Consider the following 23742-nt stretch of genomic DNA (forward strand, 5'->3'; position numbering starts at 1 on the left):
GACCTGGCAGGTGAGCAAATCCCTATTGCGGCACGACAAATGCCGCAAAACTCGCTCCGTGGTTACCAAAGGCTAATGGGCAACCGCCGCGGCAGCACCGACGGCATGCGGCGTATAGACGAAGGGGATTTCCGGGATCGGAACGCCGACGCCACCCAGTCCTTCAAGCGTCATGCGGATCGCTACGAACAGAATGATCAGCAGGCCAACCCAGGCGATCCAGCGGTGCTTGTGCAGCAGGCCGGCGATGAAAGTGGCGGCAACGCCCATCATCACCACCGACAATGCAAGGCCGATGATCAGCGCCTCGAAATGGTGCTGCGCCGCGCCGGCCACGGCCAGCACGTTGTCGAGCGACATGGAAACGTCGGCAATGATGATCTGAATGACGGCCTGGCGCAGGGTCTTGCGCGGCGCCTTGCCGGCCACCGTGCCATCGGCATTCTTGTCGCTGTCTTCGAGCGCTTCCTGCGCCTCGTGCTCGTCGGCCTGCGAGACGGTGAGCTCGCGGAACATCTTCCAGCACACATAGAGCAGCAGCACGCCACCGGCGATGAGCAGGCCCCCGCCAAGCGACAGCAACTGGGTGGTGATGAGCGCGAAGAAGATGCGCAGCAGGGTCGCAGCGAGAATGCCGATGAGGATCGCCTTGCGGCGCACATCCGAGGCAAGCCCGGCTGCGGCCAGGCCGATCACGACGGCATTGTCGCCAGCCAGAACGAGGTCGATAAGAATGACCTGAACGAGCGAGCTCAGGAAACTCGGGTCAATGCCGAACATGGGTGGGATATCCTCAGGCGGGTAAGCAATGAACCGCCTATACCCCCCTCACGCCGGACTGCAAGCGAAACACGACAGGAACCGACCAAAGTCTGAGGATTCCACCCCAACGCGCGCCTGCCCCGACAGGTTGGTGACAGACAGATACGGCTTCAGGGCGCTATGCGCGCGCCATCCGCGTCGAAACTGGCCAGGTAATCGATCAGAGCGTCGATTTCGGCACGCTGGGTCATGCCGGCAAACGCCATGCTGGTGCCGGGCAGGAAATGCTTGGGCAGCTTGAAAAAACGCGTCAGGTTCTGGCGGTTCCACTCCACGCCGCTATCGCGCGCCGCCAGCATGGCCTGGGAATAGCTGTAATCGTCGAGGCTCCCCACCGGACGCCCCACGACACCATTGAGCCGTGGCCCGACCTTGTTGACGGCATCTTCGCCGATCGCATGGCAGGCCAGGCATTTGTTGAACGCGGGAGGCGCTTCCTGCGCCACGACAGGCGTGACCATGAGGCACAGAGCCGAAACCAGCAGGAACCGCATTGTCTCCCCCGTCCACGACGAGCGGTCAATGTGCCGTAAATCGCGGGAATTGGCGATAGGCAAACTAGCTGCAGCTGAATGCGGGATCTGTTGAGAATCCTTTGTTGGCAGGCAGTAGGGAGCAAGTTAACCTGAAGGTCCCTTGGAGGATCATTATGTTAAGAGCCGCTACCCTTTCGTTAGGAACTGTTATTTTCGGCGTGTTGCTTGCAACAGACGTATTGGCCGCCACTTGGAAGTACGTTGAAGAAGTAGATCCCATGACGGACAAAAGGCAGCAGTTCGTCTACGGCCTGCCTGATGGCGCTGATCCCGCAAACTCGCCTATCATTCGAATTGGGTGTTACAACCCCAATGACGCATACCCGATGGGACTCTCCTTCTTTTGGAATGAACCACTCAAGAAGAAGTACCGCGACGGCGACCTTTCGCTAACAACCATAACCTTCCGCCAAAACACCGATCAGCCAAGGGATATGGTATGGGCCATGTCGGCCGACCAATCGGTGACCTATGCCCCCGACCAGTTTTCAGGCGCTCTGTCCACGTTAGGCGACGCCATAATCGGGTCGATCCTTCCCGGGCGGCAGGTTGCCAGCGCAACGTGGACGCCAGAGCAGATGCATTTTACAATGTTGAACTCTGATCGAGTAGTGTTTCGTGCGTACTCGCTTCGCGGCCAGAACATTACCGTGACGTTCACAATGGATGGCTATTGGCAGGCCATCGCACCATTTTCCGACCACTGCCAGGGGGTCGCTGGGCGATATCGAGACGCATCGACGGCCACCCCAACGGTAACGCCGCCTCCAGTTGCTGCACCATCGCCAGTCGCGGCGGGCGCTCCTGTGGCAAACTCAACCTTCACGAATATTGCTTACCTCGATTGGAACAAAATCGAGGACTCCAGGCTCAAGGAACAATTGGCGTCCCTGCCGCCCCTGGACGGGAAGTATCCCATGCGCGCGCAGTCTATCATGCGGCAGGTCGATCTGGCCTTTACGAACGCGAGGTTGATAAGACTATACGATCTCCGCTGGAAGTCAGGCCCACTTTATTTTTACTATCTTCTCGACGATAATCAGAACCTCCACAGGCTCGACGGCACGGAGGAGGCGTTCACATCCGCCATGCAGGCTTCAGGACTATCTCTGAATGGTTCCAACGTAGCCAACTACCTCTGGTTCTATAACTTCTTTTCCCGCCCAGGCGGTGAGCTAAGCCTCCCCCTTGAATTCCCTGATCAGATCTTTGCCCCTGTTCTCTATGACGACAGGCACGATGAAGTGATGCATGATGCCTTATCCCATGCCAAACGCATCGAATGCCTTCCTAGCGTCAGCGAGTTTCTGTGCGACGCCGTCATCTATCTGGGCGATGGAATCTATAGAGCCAAGTTCGTGATTCAGCATGATGGCGGTGTCACCGTGGAGGACAGAGCGGCTCTTGCCTCCGGGCTGCCAGCTAAGGTGGTCGCGCCTGTCAGAGTTGAGTGAGGGAGAGCCAAGCTGCCGTTCGAAACCCCTCGGATCAGTCGCCCACGTGCCGGGCATTCAGTCCGGCATTGACCAGCCCGATTATCCCGCCAGCAAACGCGGCGATGACCAGCCGGTCGTTTTTGGAACGAGAACAGAACACGAATTGGAAACCGGCGAGGCGGATTGGAAACCGCTGGCAGCGCAGCGAGCGGCAGAAAGGCTTGAATTTCCGGGGGAACTTTGGTGGGCGAGCACGGATTCGAACCGTGGACCCGACGATTAAGAGTCGTCTGCTCTACCAGCTGAGCTACTCGCCCCAATGCCGGAGCTTCCAAAGTGGCGCCTCTCTAGCAAAGTGATTTCGCGCTGTCCAGCACCCGCCAGCACTTTCCTTGCATGGATTGTCACGAGAGTGTCACGGGCGACAGGCCCGCTGGAGAGCCGGTGGCGCTGGCGGAAATCGGCCAGCGCCACGGATGGATCAATCGAAATTGGCCTGGCGCTCGCGGAAACTTGCGAAATCCAGAACATTGCTGGGCCGGGACGCCGGCTCCTGCCGGGTTTCGTCCATGAGGGTGATGGTCCGTTCGATGATGTAGCGCAACTGACGCGAGCGACTGTCAACGCCCTGCAGGATCGTCGCGGCGCGCTGCAGGTGATCTCGGGCGAGAACGTAGGTTGGCGGCATGGCACGAAGCTCCTTCGAGGAATCAGATTTTAGGGAGCGCCAGGGAGGTGACGCGAACCAAAGGGTGCCCGCGCATGCCTTCCTCAAACTTGCCAGAACGCCCGGCTTTTGATTCAAAAGCGAGCGATTTGCATGACCTGCCGGAGAGGCCTTGTTTCCGTAGGCGCGGAGTACCGCAACCCCTGCTGGCAGCCTGTGTAAAAACTTGCCCCAATTCCGTCGGGATTGGCGAAAGGCCCCGAAAGCGGCAGAATCAGGGCGAAAATCATCGGTCTGGCTGGAGAATCGCGCGGGCGTTGAATCGCTTTCCGGCGACAGGAACGCTTGGCTAGGATGACCCGACCAAGAACAGCGAGTCGCAGCCCGTGCCCCGTCCATCCCTGTCGCCCATCACTGCCGGCCTCGACGAAACCGTGCCCTTTGTCGGCCCGGAAACCATCGTCCGGCGCAGCGGCGTACCGTTGCGCGCGCGCATTGGCGCCAATGAAAGCCCGTTCGGCCCCGCCCCGTCCGTGCTCGCCGCCATGGCATCGGCGGCCCGCGAGAGCTGGCATTACGGCGACCCGGAAAATCACGATCTGCGCGCCGCCATTGCCGACCATCTCGGCATTGGCTTCGCCAATGTGATGCCCGGCGAAGGCGTGGACGCCATCCTGGGCATGGCGGTGCGCCTGTTCGCGGCGCCCGGCAGCACGGTGGTGACCTCGCTGGGCGGCTATCCCACCTTCAATTACCACATCCACGGCTATGGCGCGCTTATGCACACGGTGCCCTATATCGGGGACCGCGAGGACATTGACGGCCTGGCCCGCGCCGCGCGCGAGACGCAGGCGAGCATGGTCTATCTCGCCAACCCCGACAACCCGATGGGCAGCTGGTGGGACGCCGCTTCGGTGGAGCGCTTCATATCAGCGGTGCCTGAGACCACCATGATCGTGCTCGACGAGGCCTATGGCGAATTCGCGCCATCAGGCACCCTGCCCCCGCTCGACATGGAGCGGCCAAACCTGCTGCGCATGCGCACCTTTTCCAAGGCCTATGGCCTGGCCGGCGCCCGCGTGGGCTATGTGTTCGGCGAGGCGCGCAACATCTCGGCCTTCAACCGCATCCGCAACCATTTCGGCATGAGCAATGTGGCGCAGGCGGCCGGCATAGCGGCGCTAGCCGATGGCGCCTTTCTGCAGCAGTCGCTGGCGGAAATCCGCCGCTCGCTGGACGATACTGCTGCCATCGTGCAGCGGCACGGACTGACGCCCCTGCCGACGGCGACCAATTTCGTCGCGGTCGATTGCGGCCGCGACGGCTCCTATGCACAGGCCATCCTCGACGGCGTGGCGGCGCGGGGCGTCTTCGTGCGCAAGCCTGCCGTGGCCGGGCTCAACCGCTGCATCCGGATCAGCGCCGGCACCGATGCCGACCGGGCCTTGCTCGATCAAGCGCTGGGCGAGGTGGTGACGGGCTTGCGCTAGAACAGATCGACTGTCGCCAGCAGGCCCAGATGATTTGAGCCGAAGGCTTCGGGTGTCGGTGCGATCTCGCGGATCAGCACCGGGCCGTGGGTGAACATATTGTCGATCGGCACGCCGAGAGGGGCGATTCTGACCGGCCAGGTGGCGGGATAGCCGGGTGGCGGCACCAGCCCTAGGTCGCTGGCAAAGGCCGCGATCTGCTCCGACCAGGCCGCCGCATTGAAATCGCCGGCCAGCAGCACCGGACCTTCGATGGCGCCGATGACCGAACGGGCCTGGCGCAGTTCGAACACGGCGACATTGTCGAAATAGGGCTTGGTCAGGTGCAGAGCGACAATGGTGACGGGCTGGCCGTCTATGATTGTCGCTGCGGTCAGCAGCCGGCGGCGATTGAGACCCTCAAGCCGCAATATCCTCGTATCGGCCAGCGGCGTGCGCGAAAAGATCGTCACGTCGCACGTTGCCGGGGCGTCGCAGCCCAACCGGTGGGGATAGCGGGCGGCTATCGCGTCCAGCCCGGCCGCGCCGAGGCCTGCGGTTTCCATCAGCACCAGAATGTCGGCATCGCTGTCGATGGCGAAGGCGGCAGCTTCGGCGCCGCGCCTGTTGTCATTGAGAATATTGAAGCTGAGCACGCGGAAACTGGCCTGCGGCGCAGCATTCTCCAGCGGCGCACGGCGTTGCTGCTGGCCCAGCACGATGGCGGCACCCTGAGCCAGGCTGAGGCCGACCAGCCCCGCCATGACCAGCGCCCGCAGTCGTGCGCCCGACAGCGCCAGCCCCAGCGGCAGGAGCAGCAGCACCGCGCCGATATGAAAGCGCAACGTGCTCAGCAATTCCTGCCCCGGCACGCCGAAATCGACGCTGACGGCAAAGATCACCAGCGCCGCCACGACGGACAGCCCAGTCAACAGACCACGAATTTCCGATGCTACATTCAGACCGACGCCCCCCGGTTCGACGAACCAGTGGTGACCCAGTCGGCCGATACATGCAAGCCCGACGCTTGCTGCTGTCAGATCAGCTTGCGCATCTGGACACAGTCGCTCGCGATACCGACAAGCTCGCTTTCGTCCCATTCATGACGGTGCCAGCCCGTGGCTTCATAATAGCCCAAGGCTGTCCTTGCGGCATTGACCAGCAACACTGTTGCGCCGAAGGCTCGCGCTCTCTCCTCGACCATCCGGCCGAGCACGCGTCCATGGCCCCTGCCCTGCTCGGAAGCGGTAATGGCCACCAGCCGAAACACGGCCGAACCATCGCCGTTTATATCGAGACGCGTTGTGCCTAGCGGCTTGCCGTTATGCCTGAGCAGATAGGGATACATGCCGGGAAGGCGTTCGCCCGGATAGTTGGGGTCGTAGACCCCGTGCCTGCCGCGCGCTTCGAACAGCTCCTGCCGGCGGATGGCGTGATAGGCCGCCCAATCCTCCGGCGCGACCACGTCGACCAGTTCATACCCCATCATCGTCCTCCTGCCCCGGCCACGATGGGTCGGGGCACGAGGCGCGTCTTGAGATCAGCCCGCCATGGCGCCTTGGGCCGAAGCGCCGCGATCGATGAGCAGGCGGTTATAGGCGTTGAGATAGGCGCGGGCCGAGGCCACCAGCGTATCGGGTTCGGCGGCATTGCCCGAAACGATGCGGCCGTTCATTTCCAGCCGCACATGGGCGCTGGCCTGTGCGTCGGTACCGCCGGTCACGCCATCGACCGCATAGAGCACCAGATGCGGCTCCTGGCCGACACCCGCCTTGATGGCGTTGAAAATGGCATCGACCGAGCCGGTGCCCTCATAGACCACGCTGGTTTCCTCGCCGTCGATGGAGAGCGTCATGGTGCATTTGTGGTTGCCACCGGTCTTGGAGACGACTTCCATGTCGACCAGCCGGATGCGGTCGCCCACCGAGCCGACTTCGTCATCGACCAGGGCCACGATATCGGCGTCATAGACGTGCTTCTTGCGATCGGCGAGGTCCTTGAAGCGCACAAAGGCTTCCTGGAAGGCATTGTCGCCAAGCTCGTAGCCCAATTCCCTCAACTTGTCCTTGAAGGCGGCGCGGCCCGAATGCTTGCCCATGACCAGGGTGGTTTCCTTGATGCCGACGCTGGCCGGGGTCATGATCTCATAGGTCTCGGCATTCTTGAGCATGCCATCCTGATGGATGCCGCTTTCATGCGCGAAGGCATTCTTGCCGACGATGGCCTTGTTGTACTGCACCGGGAAATTGGCGGCGGCCGAGACGACCTTGCTGGCGCGGGCCAGATGAGTGCTCTCGATCTCGGTGTGATAGGGCATGGCATCGCCACGGGTGCGCAGGGCCATGACGATCTCTTCGAGCGCGGCATTGCCGGCGCGTTCGCCCAGCCCGTTAATGGTGCATTCCACCTGCCTTGCGCCGCCGCGCACGGCGGCCAGCGAATTGGCGACGGCGAGCCCCAGATCGTTGTGGCAATGGGCCGAGAAGATCGCCTTGTCGGCGCCCGGCACCATGGTGATGATGTCGCGGAACATCTTTTCATGCTCGTCGGGCACGGCATAGCCGACCGTATCGGGCAGGTTGATCGTGGTGGCACCGGCCTTGATGGCGGTCTCGACGCAGCGCTTCAGGAATTCGAGCGGCGTGCGGGTGGCGTCCATGGCCGACCATTCCACGTCGTCGATCAGGTTGCGCGCCTGCGCCACGGTGCGGGCGATGATCTCGATGACCTCGTCCTCGGTCTTCTTCATCTGGTGCGCCAGATGGATCGGCGAGGTGGACACAAACGTGTGGATGCGGCCGCGCTGGGCATGGCGCACCGCCTCCCCTGCCCGGTCGATATCGGCCGATATGGCACGGGCGAGACCGGCCACCGTGGAGCGCTTGACCTGCTTGGCCACGGCAACGACAGCCTCGAAGTCACCATTGGAGGCGATGGGGAAACCGGCCTCGATGATATCGACGCCCATATCGTCGAGCGTTTCGGCAACCTGCAGCTTTTCTTCGAGCGTCATGGTGGCGCCGGGCGATTGTTCGCCGTCGCGCAAGGTGGTGTCGAAGATGAAAACGCGGTCTTTATTGGTGTCGGAAGCGGCGGACATTTCTTCTCAAAATCCTATCGGGCGGCCCAGAGTCAAAGCTCTGCAGGCCGAACATTGACTGTGCGGCTTATGGCGTTATCCCCTGACGACCCGCTCGTTCGAGCTGCCGGTGATCAGGGGCTGATAAGAAGGAGAAGAAGCGCAGCAGGCAGCAAAAGCAGGCCAGCACCAAGCATCAGGACGCGGGCGCGTTCCTGGCGTTGGGCGACGGCGATGGCAATTGCGCGCTTGCGCTGCATGGATTCAGTTCCGATTTATCAGCAAGAATGCGCGAAACTGCCTCGCCGTGCAAGCCCAAGCTGCCGCACATGTTTGATTTTTTCTTGCAAGCAGACGTTCACGCCTCCAGATCGAGCACCCCTTCGCCCACGATAACGGCGTCGCCGCCGATACCACCATGCACCAGCACGTCATTTTCCTTGCGGAGCTGGATGGTGATGCGGCAGGGGCGGCCCATTTCGTGGCCCTGGCGCAGGGTGAAGTCCGCCTGCCCGGTCGCCAGATTGGCATGTTCTGCGAGCAGGCCGATCAGCGCCGCAGCGGCTGAGCCGGTGCCGGGATCCTCGCCGATATCCATACCGAACATGCGGGCGGCCAGATCGTTTTCGGGCTCGTCAGGGGTCAGCGTGAACACATAGGCCGAGTTGTGGTCATGGCTGAAGACGCTATCCCACAGGCCCTGATTGACCTTGATCCTGCGCAGCACCTTGGCGTCGCGTACCGGCACGAGGTGGAAGGTCACCCCGGCCGAGAACACTGCCGGTTCATACCCATCGCAGCCGATATCTTCCACTTCGATGCCCAAAGCCTGGGCCATACCGAGCCGGTTGGTGAGCGGGGCGATCCGCGATGGCAGGCGCGGCAGCGCGAAGCGGGCCTCGCCCGAGCGCCTATCGGTCTTTTCGAACAGGGCCGTGATGAGGCCGACCTTTTCCTCCAGCCGCACGGCGCTGACCTTGTTCTGCAGGCCCAGCACTACGGCGGCGCCCACCGTGGGGTGGCCGGCGAAGGGCAGCTCGGCATGCGGCGTGAAGATGCGAATGGCGGCGGTGTTGCGCTCGGCCTTGGGCTTGAGGATGAACACCGTCTCGCTGAGATTGAATTCGCGGGCAATGGCCTGCATCTCGCCATCGAGCAGCCCATCGGCCTTCAGGACCACGGCAAGCTGATTGCCCGTAAGCCGCTCGCGGGTAAAGACGTCCAGCAGCAGATAGTTGAGCTTCACCGCTTCCCCTATTCTGCCGGCAAGGCGTAGACGGCCCGGTCGAGCCCCAGATGATCGCACAAAGCGGCAACGGCAACGCCATGGTCGCTGCGTCCGGGCAGCCCGGAAATGGTCAGGCAGCCGACAATGCCCGCGCCCTTGACGCGAATGGGGAAGCCACCGCCGGCAATGACATAGTCGGCCGGATCGGCGCCCGATTGCGGGCTGAACGGCGCTTCGCCCCGCTCGAGCACCAGCCGGTAGCTGGCGCGCTGGAAACGGCGGACGGAATTGATCTTGCGGCGCACCCATTCGGCATTGTCGGCGCTGGTGCCCGCCGTGGCGGCAAAGAACATCTGCCGGTCCCATGTGCGGATATCGACCACCAGCGCCAGGCCTTCGGCCAAAGCGCGGTCGCGAATGGCGCTGCCCAGCTTGAAGGCGACCTTCTCGTCGAATTCGGCGAGCACGAGCTCCTGCTCCTGCTTCTTGACGAGGGCGATATCTTCGGCGGCGGCCATGGTCTTGTGTCCTTGCTACAGGGTTGCCGGGAATAGCGGGTTCGGTTCTAGACCAAGTTCTCCCGGCGAAGAAGCGATGTTTCAGGTCGTCAAAATCGCGCCTGCGAAGTAGGCCTCGGCCACCGCCGCGGCATAGGGCACGGCACCGGCCGCTTCGGCCTCGGCGCGGGAGCGGATAGCAACGATATCGGCCAGTTCGCGATGCTCCTGCCGGTCGAGATTGGCGCGGATGCGGGCGGCAAGCTGGTCGGCCGGTTCGGCAAAGCGGAAGACCTGGCCAAAGGACAGCCGCGGCCCGTCAAAGACGACGACCATGCCGCCCGCCACGGCTTCATCGGTGCGCAGGCCGGTTTCCTCTTCCAGTTCCAGCGCAATGCAGCGCGGCACATCGACCCGGTCATCGGGCAGCACGTCGCGCGGCTCCAGCGATCCGCCGGGCGGATAGACCCGGCCGGCATTGGCCGTCTGGCCGCCCATGACGCCATAGAACAGCGCATTGTCGCTGCTGACGATCAGTGCCCAGCCGAAAGCGTGGCAGATGCCGATCTCGGGAAAGCCCTGCTGGCGCCACAGCATGAAGGCCGAATAGGCATCCTCGCGCGCCTCGGCGCGGAGCACGCCATTTTCAACCGATGGCATGCCGCCGCCGGGCGCCGACAGCCCGAGGATGCGGCCGTCCCACAGATGCGGATTGGCCGCGGTCGCGCCGCGCCAGTAGTCGCCCACGGCCGCGCGCTGGCTTTCGCTCAGCGGCCATGGGCCGGGCACACTGACAATGTCGATCTGGGTGACCGGAACGATGCGCATGGGCTGAAATACAACGGCCGGGGTTTCCCCCGGCCGCTGCATGTCTCTGTTAGTTCTTGGCCTTGTCAACCAGGGCGCCGGCCTTGATCCAGGGCATCATGTCGCGCAGCTTGGCGCCGATTTCCTCGATCGGGTGCTCATCTGCCAGGCGACGGGTCGCCTTGAAGCGCGAACCACCGGCCTTGTGCTCCTGCATCCATTCGGAGGTAAACTTGCCCGACTGGATGTCGTGCAGCACCTTCTTCATCTCGGCCTTGGTCTCCGAGGTGATGATGCGCGGGCCGGTGACATATTCGCCCCATTCGGCGGTGTTGGAGATCGAGTAGTTCATGTTGGCGATGCCGCCCTGGTAGATCAGGTCGACGATCAGCTTCACTTCATGCAGGCACTCGAAATAGGCCATTTCCGGGGCATAGCCGGCTTCCACCAGCGTCTCGAAGCCGGCGCGGATCAGTTCCACCAGGCCACCGCACAGCACGGCCTGCTCGCCGAACAGGTCGGTTTCGCATTCCTCGCGGAAATTGGTCTCGATGACACCCGAACGGCCACCGCCGACGCCCGAAGCATAGGCCAGCGCGATGTCATGGGCATTGCCCGACGCGTCCTGGTGCACGGCGATCAGGCACGGCACGCCGCCACCCTTCTGGTATTCGCCGCGCACGGTGTGGCCCGGGCCCTTCGGCGCGATCATGATCACGTCGACGGTCGACTTGGGCTCGATCAGGTTGAAATGCACGTTGAGGCCATGCGCGAAAGCCAAGGCGGCGCCGTCGCGGATATTGGGTTCGATATGCTGCTTGTAGATATCGGCCTGCAGCTCGTCAGGGGTCAGCATCATGATGACGTCAGCCCACTTGGCGGCATCGGCAACCGACATCACCTTGAGGCCTTCGCCCTCGGCCTTCTTGGCCGAAGCCGAACCGGGGCGCAGGGCCACGACGACATCCTTCACGCCGCTGTCGCGCAGGTTCAGCGTATGGGCATGGCCCTGCGAGCCGTAGCCGACAATGGCGACTTTCTTGGATTTGATGATGTTGAGATCGGCATCCCGATCGTAATAGACGCGCATGGGTTTCTCCCTGGAAATGCAGTGTTTATGGGTTGGCTTTCGCCCCATAGAGGGCGAAGAACTGGTCGGTGGCGGCCTTCACATCGGCTTCGATATTGGCCACGACATTGGTCTGGGTCAGCGCCTTGTCGCCCAGCAGCAGGCGGATCTGCACGTCGCGGACGACGAGACCGAAAAAGGTACGATAGGCGTCTTCGCTGGAGTCGAAGCGCAGCAGACGCGCATCGCGCCCCGCTTCGAGAATGGGCTTGAGCCGGCGGCGAATGGCCAGCGGGCCATTTTCCAGCACGATAATGCCCAGACTGTCCTTCTCCTGGGCCGCATGGGTCACGGCCGTGCGGTTCAAGGTAATGGAGACTTCGCCAGTGATGACGGTCAGCAGATCACGGGCGAATTGTTCGATGGAAAGCCGCAGGGCCTTGGCATTGAGGTGGGAGCGATCGACCACCGGCATGCGCACCTTGGCCGCCTGCCACTGCACGGTGGCAGTCAGCAGCCCATCGCGGTCGCCGAACCACTTGTAGAGCGTTTCCTTGGAGCACGAAGCGCGGCGCGCCACGGCCGTCATGGTCAGCCCGTCGCCATTTTCGACGAGCAGGTCCAGCGCCGCGGTCAGCACAGCTTGCTGGCGCGGCGTGAACGTCTCTTCGCTGACCTTGATGGTCACTGGCACGGCTTGGTCCCCACAAGGGCCGAGTGGTTTCGGCCAATTCTTGTGCAGGCGTACCGTACGGTACGGTTCGATGCAAGCCCCTATTTGCGGTGGCCTGCCAGATTTCGTCCGTCAGTTGGTCAGCTTATGACGCATCCACAAGCGTCAAGACCAGGTAGTCGGACGCGTCAGGCTTTGGCGCCGGCCGTCTTGGCTTGGGCTTGGCGGCATCTGCAACAGCAATCGCGCCGACCGCCGGTGGCCCGGCATGCGTCCCGATCACCTCTGCGGCAAAACTCGGCGTGGCGACGAAGATGGCAAATGCGGCGACAACTAGGGTGCGGATCATGGTTTCCTCCTGCGTTGACCAGGAAGAGACCACATGTGGTCTTACTGCAGTCGGAATGGCCCATTCATCCGCCATTCACCGCGCGGCCTAACCCATTGGCGGGGCGAGATGGGTGGCGAAGAAGGCCAGCATTGCCTCCCGCATTCTCGGCGTTTCCTGATGGCCGATGCCCGCTTCGCTCACTCGCTCCAGCCGGTCGCGCATAGTGGCATAGGCCGGTTCCAGTTCGGCCCAGGCACGGGCGACAGCGGCGGGCGGCGTGAGGCTGTCGGCTTCGCCCAGGCACACCAGTTGCGGGCGTGGGGCGATGAGCGCGGCAATGCTGCCGCCATCGGCTTCGGTCAGCAGGCCCGGCACGGTGAGATAGATGCCATGGCCGTCATGCGCGCCCAGCTCGATCATGGTGCGGAAATCGGCGAAGCAGCAGAGATGCGCCACCGCGGCAATACGCTCGTCCATGGCTGCGAGCCAATAGCTCAGTACGCAGCCCATGGAGATGCCGAAAGCGCCGATGCGCGTGGGATCGACATCGTCGCGGCCGGCCAGATAGGTCAGCGCGGCGGCATGGTCGGACAGCATCTGGCCGAACAGCGACTTGCCATGCCAGAGCAGGGCCTTGGCGGCAAAGCTCTCGCTGACCGTGGCGCGCTCGCCGAACACGGGCATGTCGATGCACAGGGTCACATAGCCGGCGCGGGCAAAGACCGGGCCGAGCGGATCGAGCAGGTATTCGCGACCATCGAGCAATTCGCTGGCACCGATGCCATAGCCGCCGCCATGTGAGTGGCCATAGAGGATGGCCGGCAGGCGGCGGGAATTGTCGGTCGGCCTTGTCAGGATGCCGCGGACGTCCTCGTCGCCCAGTTGCAGGCGCAGATGTTCGATCACATAGCCATCCATGGGCTCCGCGCGGCTGGACAGCAGCGAGACTGCGGGCTCGGCGAGGCCGATGAGTTCGCGAAAGCGGGTGCGGGTGATCGCCATGACTACGCCCTGCCCGCTTCGGCGCCTTTGCGGGCGCCAACCCAGCGGTTGAAGCGGGCCAGCGCCAGGCCGAAGCCGATCAGCAGCAAGCCGCCGCCAAGGATCGACAGCGGCTGCGCGCCCAAAGCCATGAACCATTGGGTGAAGAAGTGAATGGCGCCGAACACAGCCGTGGAATTGACCACCCAGCGCCGATTGGCGAACACCGCCCAGGTGCCGAAGGCCAGCAGGGCAATGGACCAGGCGACCGAAAAATAGACACCGGGCCAACCCAACAGGTCATCACCAAACAGCGAGCCGATGAAGAAGGCGGAGTTGACCAGCAGGATTGCCGTGCGCATGGCGATGATGGCCAGCCGCTCATAGGCGGGCGCGAGACGCAGCGACAGCAGGTAGAGCCCCAGCACCAGCGCCGACAAAGCCAGGATGGCGACGGCGAGATAATGGGTGGGGGTCCACAGATCGACATCGATGGTGATGGTGGCGGCGAAGGCGAGGACGGCCAAGGCCGCCAGCAGGCCGGAGGTCGCCAGCACGGCCGCGACGGCGGTGGCCAGCGTCAGCGCAATCCGCACCCAGAGCTGCTCGCCGAACAGGCCACCCAACCCGCCGAGCAGAGCCAGCGCCCCGATGACCATGACGATCTGCGCGAAGACCGCCCAGCGTGTCACGCCGGCAAGGCGCAGCCAGAAACCAGCGGCGAACAGCACCGCGCCCAGCGCCACCGCCGTTTCCAGCGTGGGCACCAAAACGCCGACGCCGGTTGCCACGGCTGCGGCGCCGAGTGCGAACAGCACATTGCTGCCCAGCTCGCCCGTATCCCTGGCGGCAAAGCCCTTGAGCCGTTCGGCTTCGGCGGCACTCAGCTTGCCTTCGGCCACCAGGGCGTCGAGGTCGAGCGTGATCTTCATACCGGTGTCTCCATCCGCGCCGGACCCTAGCCTGCGACGCGGCTACGGGAAAGACCGCTTGCATGCGCCAGCCGCAACCGAGCACTTCTTCCATCGGCACTTGCCGATGGATCGGGAACAGGGCATTTATGCAGCGCTATTCAGACCAACCACGAGCCGTCCATGTCCAAACTGTTCTCCCCCACCACCCTGCGCGGCCTGACCCTGCGCAACCGCACGGTCGTCGCCCCCATGTGCCAGTATTCGGCGCAGGACGGCTTCGCCAATGACTGGCACTTCGTCCATCTCGGGCGTTTCGCACTGGGCGGTTTCGGGCTGGTGATGCTGGAGGCGACCGGTGTGGTTCCAGAGGGTCGCATCAGCTATGGCGACCTCGGCCTGTGGAAGGACGAGCAGATCGCCCCGCTCGAGCGCATCGTCACCTTCCTGCATAGCCAGGGCGCGGCGGCAGGCATCCAACTGGCCCATGCCGGGCGCAAGGCCTCGACCTCGATTGCCTGGCGCAATGGTTTCGACGAAACCGAGGAAGAAAAGGCGGCATTGCATTTCGAGAGCTGGACGCCCGTTGCGCCGAGCGCCCTGATCCATGCCGAGGACAAGGGCTTCACCAGGCCCGAAGCGCTGGATGAAGCGGGAATCCGCAATATCATCGACGCCTTCGTCGCGGCGACGAAGCGCGCCGACCGGGCGGGCTTCGACACGGTGGAAATCCATGCCGCCCATGGCTATCTGCTCAACCAGTTCCTCTCCCCGCTCGCCAACAAGCGCACCGATCGCTATGGCGGCAGCCGCGAAAACCGCATGCGCCTGCTGCTGGAAGTGACCGAGGCCGTGCGCGCCGTCTGGCCGGAAGACAAGCCGCTGCTGGTGCGCCTGTCGGTCAGCGACTGGCACAATGAAGGCTGGCAGGTGGAAGACAGCGTGGCACTGACCCGCGAACTCAAGGCGCGTGGCGTGGACGCCATCGACGCCTCGAGCGGCGGCTTCGAAGGCGCAGTCATTCCGGCGGCGGCCGACTACCAGGTGCCCTTTGCCACCGCCATCCGCAATGAGGGCGGCCTGCCCTGCATGGCGGTGGGCCTGCTGGGCGACGCCCACCGCGCCGAGGACATCATTGCCAATGGCGAGGCCGACTTCATCGCCCTGGCCCGCGGCGCGCTGGACGATCCCAACTGGCCGGTACATGCCCGCCACGAACTGGGGGCCAGCGACTACGACCTGTGGCCCAAGCAGACCAATCGCGTGCGCGAACGCGACCGCTCGCTGCGCCAGCGCAGTTTCGCCGCGTCCTGATCGCCGGCAATTTCCGCCAAACAACCTTCGCGGCAACGCAAAATTGCCGCGATTGGCCGGCCACTCTTGTCCATCGCCAACGCCGTCACCAGATGAGCGTGAACAGGGAGACGTTCTATGGACACCAAGGCCGCAATTCTCGCCCTCATGAGCGTCTGGGGCGTCGGCACCTGTGCCACCCTGCCTGCAAATGCGCAGGACGTTGACGACGCCACCGAAGACGCGGTTGATGATGTGGGCGACAGCGAAAATCCGCTGCTCAACAAGGTCTGGGTCCGCACCGATGCCGACCCTGCTTTGCCCGGCCCCATGCAAATTTTTCTCGGCGACGGCACGCTGGTGACCGACAGTTGCTGGGAGACCTATCGGCTGAGCAAATGGCAGCAGGTATCCGACACCGCGATCAGCTGGGACGAGGACGGCATGACCATCAACGCCGACATTGCCAGCGTCAGCGACACCGAACTGGTGCTGAGCCTCAAGCTGGGCAGCGACGTGCAGGAACAGCATTTCGCCGTGGCCGAAGCGCCCTATGTATGCCCGGACATGGTGAAGTAAGCGAATATCTCGTTGGTTCAGGCGGCGTTTAGAACCCGCAACTCGACATGCAGCCCTGCCGCCCCGACCAGACTGACCAGCATGTCCAGGCTGAACAGCTCTATCTTGCCGCGCAGCAAGTCGGAGACGCGCGGCTGGGTCACGCCGAGCCGTCGCGCCGCTTCTGCCTGCGTCCATGCCTGCGCCCGGATATGTCGTTCCAGCGCCATCATCAGCGCCGACCGCAGCTTCATGTTCTCGGCTTCTGCCGGCGTCGCTTCAATGGCGTCCCAGACACTGGAAAAGGTTTGATCGCTCATCGGATTAAGTCCTTCATCAGATCGGCATAGCGCTTTGCCGCCAGGCCCAAATCTGTCTTGCTGGTCTTCTGTGTCTTCTTCTGAAAGCGATGCAACACGAAGACCGCTTCGGCGAATCTGGCAACATAGATGACCCGGAATGCCCCGGCAGCATCTCGGATACGGATTTCCTGCACGCCCGGCCCGACTGTCGGCATGGGCTTCCAGTCGGTAGGCGCTTCGCCTGCCTGGACCCGGTCAAGCTGATACCCGGCCTCGCGCCGCGCTGCCTGCGGAAAGGCCCGCAGATCGCTTAGGGCGCTGCCCCGGAACACCAGCCCCCTGCTCATGGCCCAAATATACAAGTTTTTGTATAATTCACAAGTGCCATGCAACCGGGGCACATTGGGTCGCTCCGAAACCCTACAATACCACCTGCGTCCCGATCTCCACGACGCGGCCGGTGGGGATGTGGAAATATTCCGTCGCGTCGCTGGCATTGCGGGCCAGCCGCGTGAACAGCCGGTCCTGCCAGTAGCGCAGCGGGCTGCCCGATTTCGGGCCGGGCTTCAGCGAGCGGCGGGACAGGAAGAACGAGGTCGACATGATGTCGAACTTCCAGCCCAGCTTGCGGCCCAGGGCCAAGGCCTTGGGAATATTCGGGCTTTCCATATAGCCGAAGGTGACGACGACACGGCTGAACAGCTCGTTATAGGCGTCGATGGTGACCTTCTCGTCGTCGGGCACGCGCGGCGAGGCCGAGGTGCGGACGGTGAGGATCACGTTCTGCTCATGCAGCACCTTGTAGTGCTTGAGGCTGTGCAGCAGTGCCGTGGGGGCGCCCTCGATATCGCTGGTGAGGAACACTGCCGTGCCAGGCACCAGCGTCGGCTTTTTCTTGGCGAGGTTATCGACCAGGAATTGTAGCGGTACCTCGTCGCGGCGGGTCTTTTCCGACAGGCGCTGCCGGCCGGCCATCCAGCTCCACATGACCAGCGCCACCATGGCAGCAACCGCCGCCGGCACCCAGCCACCCTGGAACAGCTTGGCGGCATTGGCGGCAAAGAATCCGCCATCGATGAAGGTGAAGATAATGCCGAAGGCGATGACCGCGGCGGGGTGCCACTTCCAGTTGCGCCACATCACCACCACAAGCAGGGACAGCGTCACGATCATCACGCCGGACACGGCAATGCCATAGGCATTGGACAGCGCGCTGGAACTGCCGAAGGCCAGCACCAGCACCAGAACCCCGACCATCAGCATGGTGTTGATCTGCGGCATGTAGACCTGGCCGCTCTGGGTTTCGGACGTATGCGTCACCACCATGCGCGGCAGCATATTGAGCGCGATGGCCTGTTGGGCCAGGCTATAGGTGCCCGAAATCACCGCCTGGCTGGCAATGATCGTCGCCAGCGTGGCAAGGCCCACAAAGGGCAGCAAGGCCCATTCCGGCTGCATTTCGAAGAAGGGACTGTCGATATTTTCGACGCCCGCTTCGAGCACAAAGGCGCCCTGCCCGAAATAGTTGAGCAGCAGGCAGGGAAAGACCAGGCTGAACCAGGCCAGCACGATCGGCCGGCGGCCGAAATGGCCGAGATCGACATAAAGCGCTTCCGCACCGGTCACGGCCAGGAAGATGGCGCCGAGCACCACGAAGGCGATGGCGAAATGCGTCGCCAGGAATTGCAGCCCGAGCAGCGGATTGAGCGCCCAGAGCACGGCCGGATAGTCGATGATATGGACCAGGCCGGAAAAGCCGAGCACCAGGAACCACAACGCCGTTATCGGCCCGAACACGATCGACACTTTCGCCGTGCCGAATTTCTGCACGAAGAACACGCCGACAATGATGACCAGCGTGATCGGCACCACCCAGCGTTCCATGCCGGGGGCGACCAGTTGCACGCCTTCCACCGCCGACAGCACCGAAATGGCCGGCGTGATGATGGCATCGCCGAAGAACATGGCGGCGCCGAGCACGCCGAGCACCGTGATCCAGACCGGCGGATTGGTGAAGGTCTTGCGCGCCAGCGCCATCAACGACAGCGTGCCGCCTTCGCCATTATTGTCGGCGCGGGTGACGAAGAACACGTATTTCAGCGAAACGGTCAGCGTCAGCGCCCAGATGATGAGCGAGAGCAGGCCCAGGATTTCGCTGTCGCTCGACGCCGCGCCGGGACGAATATGCATCGCCTGGCGGAAGGCATAGATCGGGCTGGTGCCGATATCGCCATAGACGACGCCGAGTGCGCCCATCAGCAAGATGGGAAGATCCTTGCGGGAATGTGAGTGGCTGGTGAGGTCGCTCGCATCGACGCCGGCGGGGGGAACCGCCGGCCGTGTTCGTCTGCGTCATGAACCTTGTGCTCTCTTGGTCAAAGGCGGGCGCCGCTATACACCGCCCCGTCGTCACACACAACACGCTCCCATCACAATGGTTCAAAACCAGCAGGGGCCGCCCCTCACGGAGCGACCACCCGATATAGAAAACAGCGAGGGCTGCCCCTTTCGGAGCAGCCCTGGCCTGTAAACGAAGATATGGAGGTCTTCGTAAGGTTTATTCGGCGGCCTGGGCGACAGCCTCGTCTTCACGGGCGGCCTTGGTGGCCTGGCCCCACCAGACGAGCTGGTCCAGCATGTCCTTGGCCGAGTTGCCGATCGCGGGCTCGATGTCGGTCAGGGTCTTGGTACCGCCGAAGCCGGGATGCACGGCCATGAAGTCGGCGCCGGCAATGTGGACGGCCGAACGGGTCGAAACCATCTGCAGCTCGACACCGATCGTGCGCAGGTTTTCGATGGCGCGGGCGCCACCAACCGAACCGTAACCGACGGCGCCGAATACCTTCTTGTTCCAGTTGGTATAGGCTTGGTCGATCGCGTTCTTCAGCGCACCGGTGATGGCGCGGTTATATTCAGCGGTGACGAAGATATAGCCGTCGAATTCGCTGATCTTGTTCTGCCACTTGACGGCATTCGCATTGGCCGACGGGACCCAGGCATTGGAAGCCATTTCGTCGAAGAACGGCAGGTCGAAATCGCGGATATCGACGATCTCGGCTTCGATCTCGGGACGTTCATTGGCCTTTTCGAGGATCCACTTCGCCGGAATCTCACCAAAGCGGGTCGGGCGGGTGGACGAAATAATAACGGCAATCTTGAGTTTGGACATTGGAAGCCCTCCTTGGTAACAAATCGTAACTGAGGCGATATATGTGCCTACCGAGACCGCTCACAAGGAGGCACTTTGTTGTGGTGCGGAGACACCGGGCTGCCTAGGGAACATTTATGTAAGTATTGGAGGGAACTGGTGTTTTTCCCGATTGCGGCACCGCCGGGTCCATCCCCGCGCCGCTATCGGCACCGCTCGCTGACGGAGCGTTCGACACAAGGCAACAATCGCGCGGGGTACCCCCATGAATCCGGGTTGGCGGCGACCGGGCAGCGGACTAAGCCAGCCGTGGGGCACATTCATCGGGAGGGATTATCATGCTCAGAACGTCAGCGGCCTTCGCGCTGGCCATCATGGCCATGGGCACGATCGACGCCGCGGCGCAGGATCGGCACGTGCGCATCAACAACAACACGTCCTACGACATCATCGAATTCTATGCGTCCAACAAGGGATCGCGCTCATGGGAAGAGGACATTCTGGGCCGCAGCATCCTGCCGGCGGGCCATAGCGTCGTCATCAATATCGACGACGGCAGCGGCTACTGCAAATACGACTTCCTGGCCGTTTTCGAGGACGGGGAAGAGCTGACCAAATACGACAACAATGTCTGCGAGTTGAGCCAGTTCAGCTACACAGACTAGGCCGGGCGGCGCTGGTTCGCGCCAGCGCCCTCCCCTAGCTTCCCAAGACGGCGCGATATTGCCGCACCGCTTGGGCAAAGCCGACCAGCAGCGCATCGGCCGTGAGCCCATGCCCGATGGACACTTCATCGACATGCGGCACGGCCGACTGGAATGCCGGCAGATTGGCCAGAGTCAGGTCATGCCCGGCATTGACCCCGAGCCCCGCAGCCTTGGCCGCCTGTGCCGTATGGGCCAGGGCCGCCAGTTCGCGCACGGCGCGGTCGGGATCGTCGTAGCAACCACCATAGGGGCCGGTATAGAGTTCGATCCGGTCGGCGCCCGTGGCCCGTGCCGCCGCGACACCCTCCGTGCCCGCATCGGGATCGCAGAACAGCGATATGCGCCGGTTCGGCGCCTTGAGGCGCTGCACCACCGAAGTGAGGAAATTGCCCTTGCCGCGGAAATCCCAGCCATGGTCGGAGGTCGCCTGTGCCGGATCATCAGGCACCAGCGTCACCTGTTGCGGGTTCACCTGATCGATCAGGGTGAAAAAGTCCTCGCTGGGATAGCCTTCGATATTGAATTCGGCTGCCGGATATTCGGACCGCAGCAATGTGGCGAGATCGAATACGTCACCGCGCCTTATATGCCGCTCATCGGGCCGCGGATGCACGGTGACGCCGCTGGCGCCGGCATCGAGCACCACCCGCGCCAGACCGACCACACTCGGCCATGGCAGGTCGCGCCGATTGCGGAGTTGCGCGATGGCATTGAGATTGACGGAAAGAAGGGTCATGGGCCGGCCTGCACGAAATTTCGTGCAGGCTTACACCATGGCGGGGCGCCTGCCCAATCGAACCTTGTGATAGGTCCGATCAGGCTGGTCGATCACATGCCCTGCTGGCCGCGCGAGATGGCCGCGAGGCCGGTGCGCACCACTTCCACCAGTCCGAGCGGCTGCATCAGCCCGATGAAGCTGTCGATCTTGCCCGGCTTGCCGGTGACTTCGAAGACGAAGCTCTCGACCGTGGCATCGACGATCTGGGCGCGGAAGGCGTCAGCCAGCCGCAGGGTCTCGGCGCGATGCTCGCCCGAGCCAGCCACCTTGATCAGGGCCAGCTCGCGCTCCAGCGAAGCGCCTTCCGTGGTCAGGTCATGCACCTTGTGCACGGGCACGAGGCGCTCGAGCTGCAGCTTGATCTGCACCAGCGTACGCGGCGTGGCGGTGACGACGACAGTGATGCGACTAAGTCGACGGCCGTGTTCGGTCTCACTGACGGTGAGGCTTTCGATATTGTAGCCGCGGGCCGAGAACAGGCCCACGACGCGGGCCAGGATGCCCGGCTCGTTATCGACCAGCACCGAGAGCGTATGCCGCTCGATGTCCTGGGTTTCCTTGGTGATGAAATAGGCCGAGCCGGTCGGCTGCAGATGTGCGTTCATGTGCGTTTCTCCTCTGCAGCGCCCTAGACGAGCGCCCGTCCCTTCTCGTCGATGATGTCGCCGATATTGGCGGTGTCGGGCAGGATGATTTCGTTATGCGGCTTGCCCGACGGAATCATCGGCAGGCAGTTCTCGTCTTTCTCGACCAGCACGTCGAACAGCACCGGGCCGTCATAGTCGAGCATTTCGGCAATGGCGGCGTCGAGTTCAGTCGGGTTGTCGCACCGGATACCCTTGCCGCCATAGGCCTCGGCCAGCTTGACGAAATCGGGCAGAGATTCCGAATAGGAATGCGCATAGCGCGACCCATGCAGCAGGTCCTGCCACTGGCGAACCATGCCCATGCGCTCATTGTTGAGGATGAAGATCTTGATCGGCAGGCGATACTGCACCGCCGTCGAGAGTTCCTGCATCGTCATCTGCACCGAGGCTTCCCCGGCAATGTCGATCACCAGCGCGTCGGGATGGGCAACCTGCACGCCGACCGCGGCCGGCAGGCCATAGCCCATCGTGCCCAGGCCACCCGAAGTCATCCAGTGGTTCGGCTTGTCGAAGTGGAAATGCTGGGCGGCCCACATCTGGTGCTGGCCGACCTCGGTGGTGATGAACACTTCCTTGCTCTGCTGCTTCGTCGCCTCGTAGAGGCGCTGAATGGCATATTGCGGCTTGATGACCGTGTCGGAATTCTTGAAATTGAACGAGCCGACATCGCGCCATTTCTGGATCTGCTTCCACCACGGCGCGATGGCCTCGCTGCGAGGCTGGTTGGTCTTGCTGCGCCAGACGCGGACCATTTCGGACAGCACGCGCTCGCAATCGCCGATGATCGGCAGGTCGACATGCACGACCTTGTTGATCGAGCTGGGGTCGATATCGACATGGATCTTGCGGCTGTTGGGCGAAAAGGCATCGACCCTTCCGGTGATACGGTCATCGAACCGCGCGCCGATATTGATCATCACGTCGCAATCATGCATCGCCAGGTTCGCTTCGTAGCTACCATGCATGCCCAGCATGCCCAGCCATTGCGGATTGGACGCGGGGAAGGCGCCCAGCCCCATCAGCGTCGAGGTCACCGGAAAGCCGGTGAGTTCGGCGAGTTCGCGCAACTGCTCGGAAGCCTGCGGCCCGGCATTGATGACGCCGCCGCCGGTATAGAAGACCGGCCGCTCGGCCCTGAGCATGAGATCGACCGCCGCCTCGATGGCAGCCGCATCGCCATCCATCTGCGGGCGGTAGCTCTGGTGGCGCAGGGTATCGAGATCGGGCTTGTAATAGTCGCCCAGCGCAAACTGGATATCCTTGGGAATGTCGATGACCACCGGACCAGGGCGGCCGGTCGTGGCGATGAGGAAGGCCTCATGCATGATGCGCGGCAGGTCTTCGACCCGCTTCACCAGGTAATTATACTTGGTGCAGCTGCGGGTAATACCGACCGTGTCGCATTCCTGGAAGCCGTCGGTACCGATCAGCGTCGTCGGCACCTGCGCGGTGATGCAGACCATGGGGATGGAATCCATCAGCGCATCGGTGAGGCCGGTGACCGCATTGGTGGCGCCGGGACCGGAGGTGACCAGCACGACGCCGGGCTTGCCGGTGGAGCGCGCATAGCCTTCGGCCATGTGGGTCGCGCCCTGCTCGTGCCGCACCAGGATATGCTGGACCACATCCTGCTGGAACATCGCGTCATAGATCGGCAGGGCCGCGCCACCCGGATAGCCGAAGATATGTTCGACTCCCTGGTCGGCGAGCGCCTGGATCACCATTTCCGCGCCGGTCATTTTTTCGGCCATCGTCAATTCCTTCCTAAAGTCCGGCCCAGTCTCGTAGCGGCGAAAACCGGGC

27 protein-coding genes and 1 tRNA gene are annotated in these 23742 nt (G+C 63.0%); 5 read left to right on the forward strand and 23 right to left on the reverse strand.

Going from position 1 to position 23742, the window contains the following annotated elements:
- Positions 1-72: 72 nt before the first annotated feature.
- The gene (locus FPZ08_RS08755; RefSeq protein ID WP_146289619.1) at positions 73-780 is read right to left on the reverse strand and encodes a YjbE family putative metal transport protein; all 708 of its coding nucleotides are present in this window, start codon (positions 778-780) and stop codon (positions 73-75) included.
- 152 nt (positions 781-932) lie between these two features.
- Positions 933-1316, reverse strand: a complete 384-nt coding sequence (locus tag FPZ08_RS08760; RefSeq protein WP_146289620.1) for a c-type cytochrome — start codon at positions 1314-1316, stop codon at positions 933-935.
- A 155-nt stretch (positions 1317-1471) separates the two neighbouring features.
- Here FPZ08_RS08760 and FPZ08_RS08765 point away from each other — a divergent pair, with 155 nt between their 5' ends.
- Positions 1472-2812, forward strand: coding sequence for a hypothetical protein (locus tag FPZ08_RS08765; protein WP_146289621.1), 1341 nt, complete (start codon positions 1472-1474; stop codon positions 2810-2812).
- Positions 2813-3035: 223 nt separating this feature from the next.
- Here the strand turns inward: FPZ08_RS08765 and FPZ08_RS08770 are convergent.
- Together FPZ08_RS08770 and FPZ08_RS08775 are read right to left on the reverse strand one after the other, a co-directional pair.
- Positions 3036-3111 (reverse strand) — tRNA-Lys (locus FPZ08_RS08770).
- 164 nt (positions 3112-3275) lie between these two features.
- The gene (locus FPZ08_RS08775; protein WP_146289622.1) at positions 3276-3482 is read right to left on the reverse strand and encodes a hypothetical protein; all 207 of its coding nucleotides are present in this window, start codon (positions 3480-3482) and stop codon (positions 3276-3278) included.
- 365 nt (positions 3483-3847) lie between these two features.
- On the opposite strand from FPZ08_RS08775, the gene FPZ08_RS08780 reads away from it, so the two are divergent.
- Entirely contained in the window at positions 3848-4951 is a 1104-nt protein-coding gene (locus tag FPZ08_RS08780) for a pyridoxal phosphate-dependent aminotransferase (protein WP_146289623.1), read from the forward strand.
- Here the strand turns inward: FPZ08_RS08780 and FPZ08_RS08785 are convergent.
- The 12 genes from FPZ08_RS08785 to FPZ08_RS08835 form a co-directional block, all read right to left on the reverse strand.
- Positions 4948-5862 carry an endonuclease/exonuclease/phosphatase family protein gene (locus FPZ08_RS08785; RefSeq protein WP_146289624.1) on the reverse strand — a complete coding sequence of 305 codons (915 nt, stop codon included), beginning with the start codon at positions 5860-5862 and terminating at the stop codon, positions 4948-4950. The two genes, FPZ08_RS08780 and FPZ08_RS08785, sit on opposite strands and share 4 nt — an antisense overlap.
- A 104-nt stretch (positions 5863-5966) precedes the next feature.
- Positions 5967-6416 carry a GNAT family N-acetyltransferase gene (locus FPZ08_RS08790; RefSeq protein WP_186767270.1) on the reverse strand — a complete coding sequence of 150 codons (450 nt, stop codon included), beginning with the start codon at positions 6414-6416 and terminating at the stop codon, positions 5967-5969.
- Positions 6417-6470: 54 nt separating this feature from the next.
- The gene (locus FPZ08_RS08795) at positions 6471-8030 is read right to left on the reverse strand and encodes a 2-isopropylmalate synthase (RefSeq protein ID WP_146289626.1); all 1560 of its coding nucleotides are present in this window, start codon (positions 8028-8030) and stop codon (positions 6471-6473) included.
- Positions 8031-8143: 113 nt separating this feature from the next.
- Entirely contained in the window at positions 8144-8269 is a 126-nt protein-coding gene (locus FPZ08_RS22600) for a hypothetical protein (RefSeq protein ID WP_281285679.1), read from the reverse strand.
- Positions 8270-8367: 98 nt separating this feature from the next.
- Positions 8368-9255: a PhzF family phenazine biosynthesis protein gene (locus FPZ08_RS08800; RefSeq protein ID WP_186767271.1), complete on the reverse strand. Its 888-nt coding sequence runs from the start codon at positions 9253-9255 to the stop codon at positions 8368-8370.
- An 8-nt stretch (positions 9256-9263) separates the two neighbouring features.
- Positions 9264-9755, reverse strand: coding sequence for a heme-degrading domain-containing protein (locus FPZ08_RS08805; protein ID WP_146289628.1), 492 nt, complete (start codon positions 9753-9755; stop codon positions 9264-9266).
- Positions 9756-9836: 81 nt separating this feature from the next.
- Positions 9837-10562 (reverse strand): NUDIX hydrolase, encoded by a 726-nt coding sequence (locus FPZ08_RS08810; protein WP_146289629.1) that lies wholly within the window; start codon positions 10560-10562, stop codon positions 9837-9839.
- A 49-nt stretch (positions 10563-10611) separates the two neighbouring features.
- Positions 10612-11631, reverse strand: a complete 1020-nt coding sequence (gene ilvC / locus FPZ08_RS08815) for a ketol-acid reductoisomerase (protein ID WP_146289630.1) — start codon at positions 11629-11631, stop codon at positions 10612-10614.
- Positions 11632-11656: 25 nt separating this feature from the next.
- Positions 11657-12304, reverse strand: coding sequence for a TetR/AcrR family transcriptional regulator (locus FPZ08_RS08820; protein WP_146289631.1), 648 nt, complete (start codon positions 12302-12304; stop codon positions 11657-11659).
- A 124-nt stretch (positions 12305-12428) separates the two neighbouring features.
- Positions 12429-12632, reverse strand: a complete 204-nt coding sequence (locus FPZ08_RS08825) for a hypothetical protein (RefSeq protein ID WP_146289632.1) — start codon at positions 12630-12632, stop codon at positions 12429-12431.
- Positions 12633-12719: 87 nt separating this feature from the next.
- Positions 12720-13616, reverse strand: coding sequence for an alpha/beta hydrolase family protein (locus FPZ08_RS08830; RefSeq protein ID WP_146289633.1), 897 nt, complete (start codon positions 13614-13616; stop codon positions 12720-12722).
- Between the two features lie 2 nt (positions 13617-13618).
- Positions 13619-14527: a hypothetical protein gene (locus tag FPZ08_RS08835; protein ID WP_146289634.1), complete on the reverse strand. Its 909-nt coding sequence runs from the start codon at positions 14525-14527 to the stop codon at positions 13619-13621.
- Between the two features lie 162 nt (positions 14528-14689).
- Between FPZ08_RS08835 and FPZ08_RS08840 the strand changes: the two genes are divergently transcribed.
- Together FPZ08_RS08840 and FPZ08_RS08845 are read left to right on the forward strand one after the other, a co-directional pair.
- Entirely contained in the window at positions 14690-15820 is a 1131-nt protein-coding gene (locus FPZ08_RS08840) for an NADH:flavin oxidoreductase/NADH oxidase (protein WP_146289635.1), read from the forward strand.
- 117 nt (positions 15821-15937) lie between these two features.
- Positions 15938-16378: a hypothetical protein gene (locus FPZ08_RS08845; protein ID WP_146289636.1), complete on the forward strand. Its 441-nt coding sequence runs from the start codon at positions 15938-15940 to the stop codon at positions 16376-16378.
- A gap of 17 nt (positions 16379-16395) precedes the next feature.
- Here the strand turns inward: FPZ08_RS08845 and FPZ08_RS08850 are convergent, their stop codons facing one another.
- From FPZ08_RS08850 to FPZ08_RS08865, 4 genes are all read right to left on the reverse strand, one after another.
- A complete protein-coding gene (locus FPZ08_RS08850; RefSeq protein ID WP_146289637.1) occupies positions 16396-16677 on the reverse strand; it encodes a helix-turn-helix domain-containing protein in 282 nt (93 codons plus the stop codon).
- Complete coding sequence (locus FPZ08_RS08855) at positions 16674-17006, reverse strand: type II toxin-antitoxin system RelE/ParE family toxin (protein WP_146289638.1); 333 nt, start codon at positions 17004-17006, stop codon at positions 16674-16676. Before FPZ08_RS08855 ends, FPZ08_RS08850 begins: the two co-directional genes overlap by 4 nt.
- Positions 17007-17079: 73 nt before the next feature.
- Complete coding sequence (locus FPZ08_RS08860; RefSeq protein WP_146293026.1) at positions 17080-18915, reverse strand: potassium transporter Kup; 1836 nt, start codon at positions 18913-18915, stop codon at positions 17080-17082.
- A gap of 301 nt (positions 18916-19216) precedes the next feature.
- A complete protein-coding gene (locus tag FPZ08_RS08865; protein WP_146289639.1) occupies positions 19217-19828 on the reverse strand; it encodes an NADPH-dependent FMN reductase in 612 nt (203 codons plus the stop codon).
- Positions 19829-20145: 317 nt separating this feature from the next.
- Here FPZ08_RS08865 and FPZ08_RS08870 point away from each other — a divergent pair, with 317 nt between their 5' ends.
- A complete protein-coding gene (locus FPZ08_RS08870; protein WP_146289640.1) occupies positions 20146-20472 on the forward strand; it encodes a hypothetical protein in 327 nt (108 codons plus the stop codon).
- A 34-nt stretch (positions 20473-20506) separates the two neighbouring features.
- On the opposite strand, the gene FPZ08_RS08875 is transcribed toward FPZ08_RS08870, so the two are convergent.
- From FPZ08_RS08875 to FPZ08_RS08885, 3 genes are all read right to left on the reverse strand, one after another.
- Entirely contained in the window at positions 20507-21250 is a 744-nt protein-coding gene (locus tag FPZ08_RS08875) for a pyridoxine 5'-phosphate synthase (protein WP_146289641.1), read from the reverse strand.
- Positions 21251-21342: 92 nt separating this feature from the next.
- Positions 21343-21897, reverse strand: coding sequence for an acetolactate synthase small subunit (gene ilvN / locus FPZ08_RS08880; RefSeq protein ID WP_146289642.1), 555 nt, complete (start codon positions 21895-21897; stop codon positions 21343-21345).
- A 23-nt stretch (positions 21898-21920) separates the two neighbouring features.
- Positions 21921-23690: an acetolactate synthase 3 large subunit gene (locus FPZ08_RS08885; RefSeq protein WP_146289643.1), complete on the reverse strand. Its 1770-nt coding sequence runs from the start codon at positions 23688-23690 to the stop codon at positions 21921-21923.
- Between the last annotated feature and the right edge of the window lie 52 nt (positions 23691-23742).

Source organism: Devosia ginsengisoli, from assembly GCF_007859655.1.
Lineage (GTDB): Bacteria > Pseudomonadota > Alphaproteobacteria > Rhizobiales > Devosiaceae > Devosia > Devosia ginsengisoli.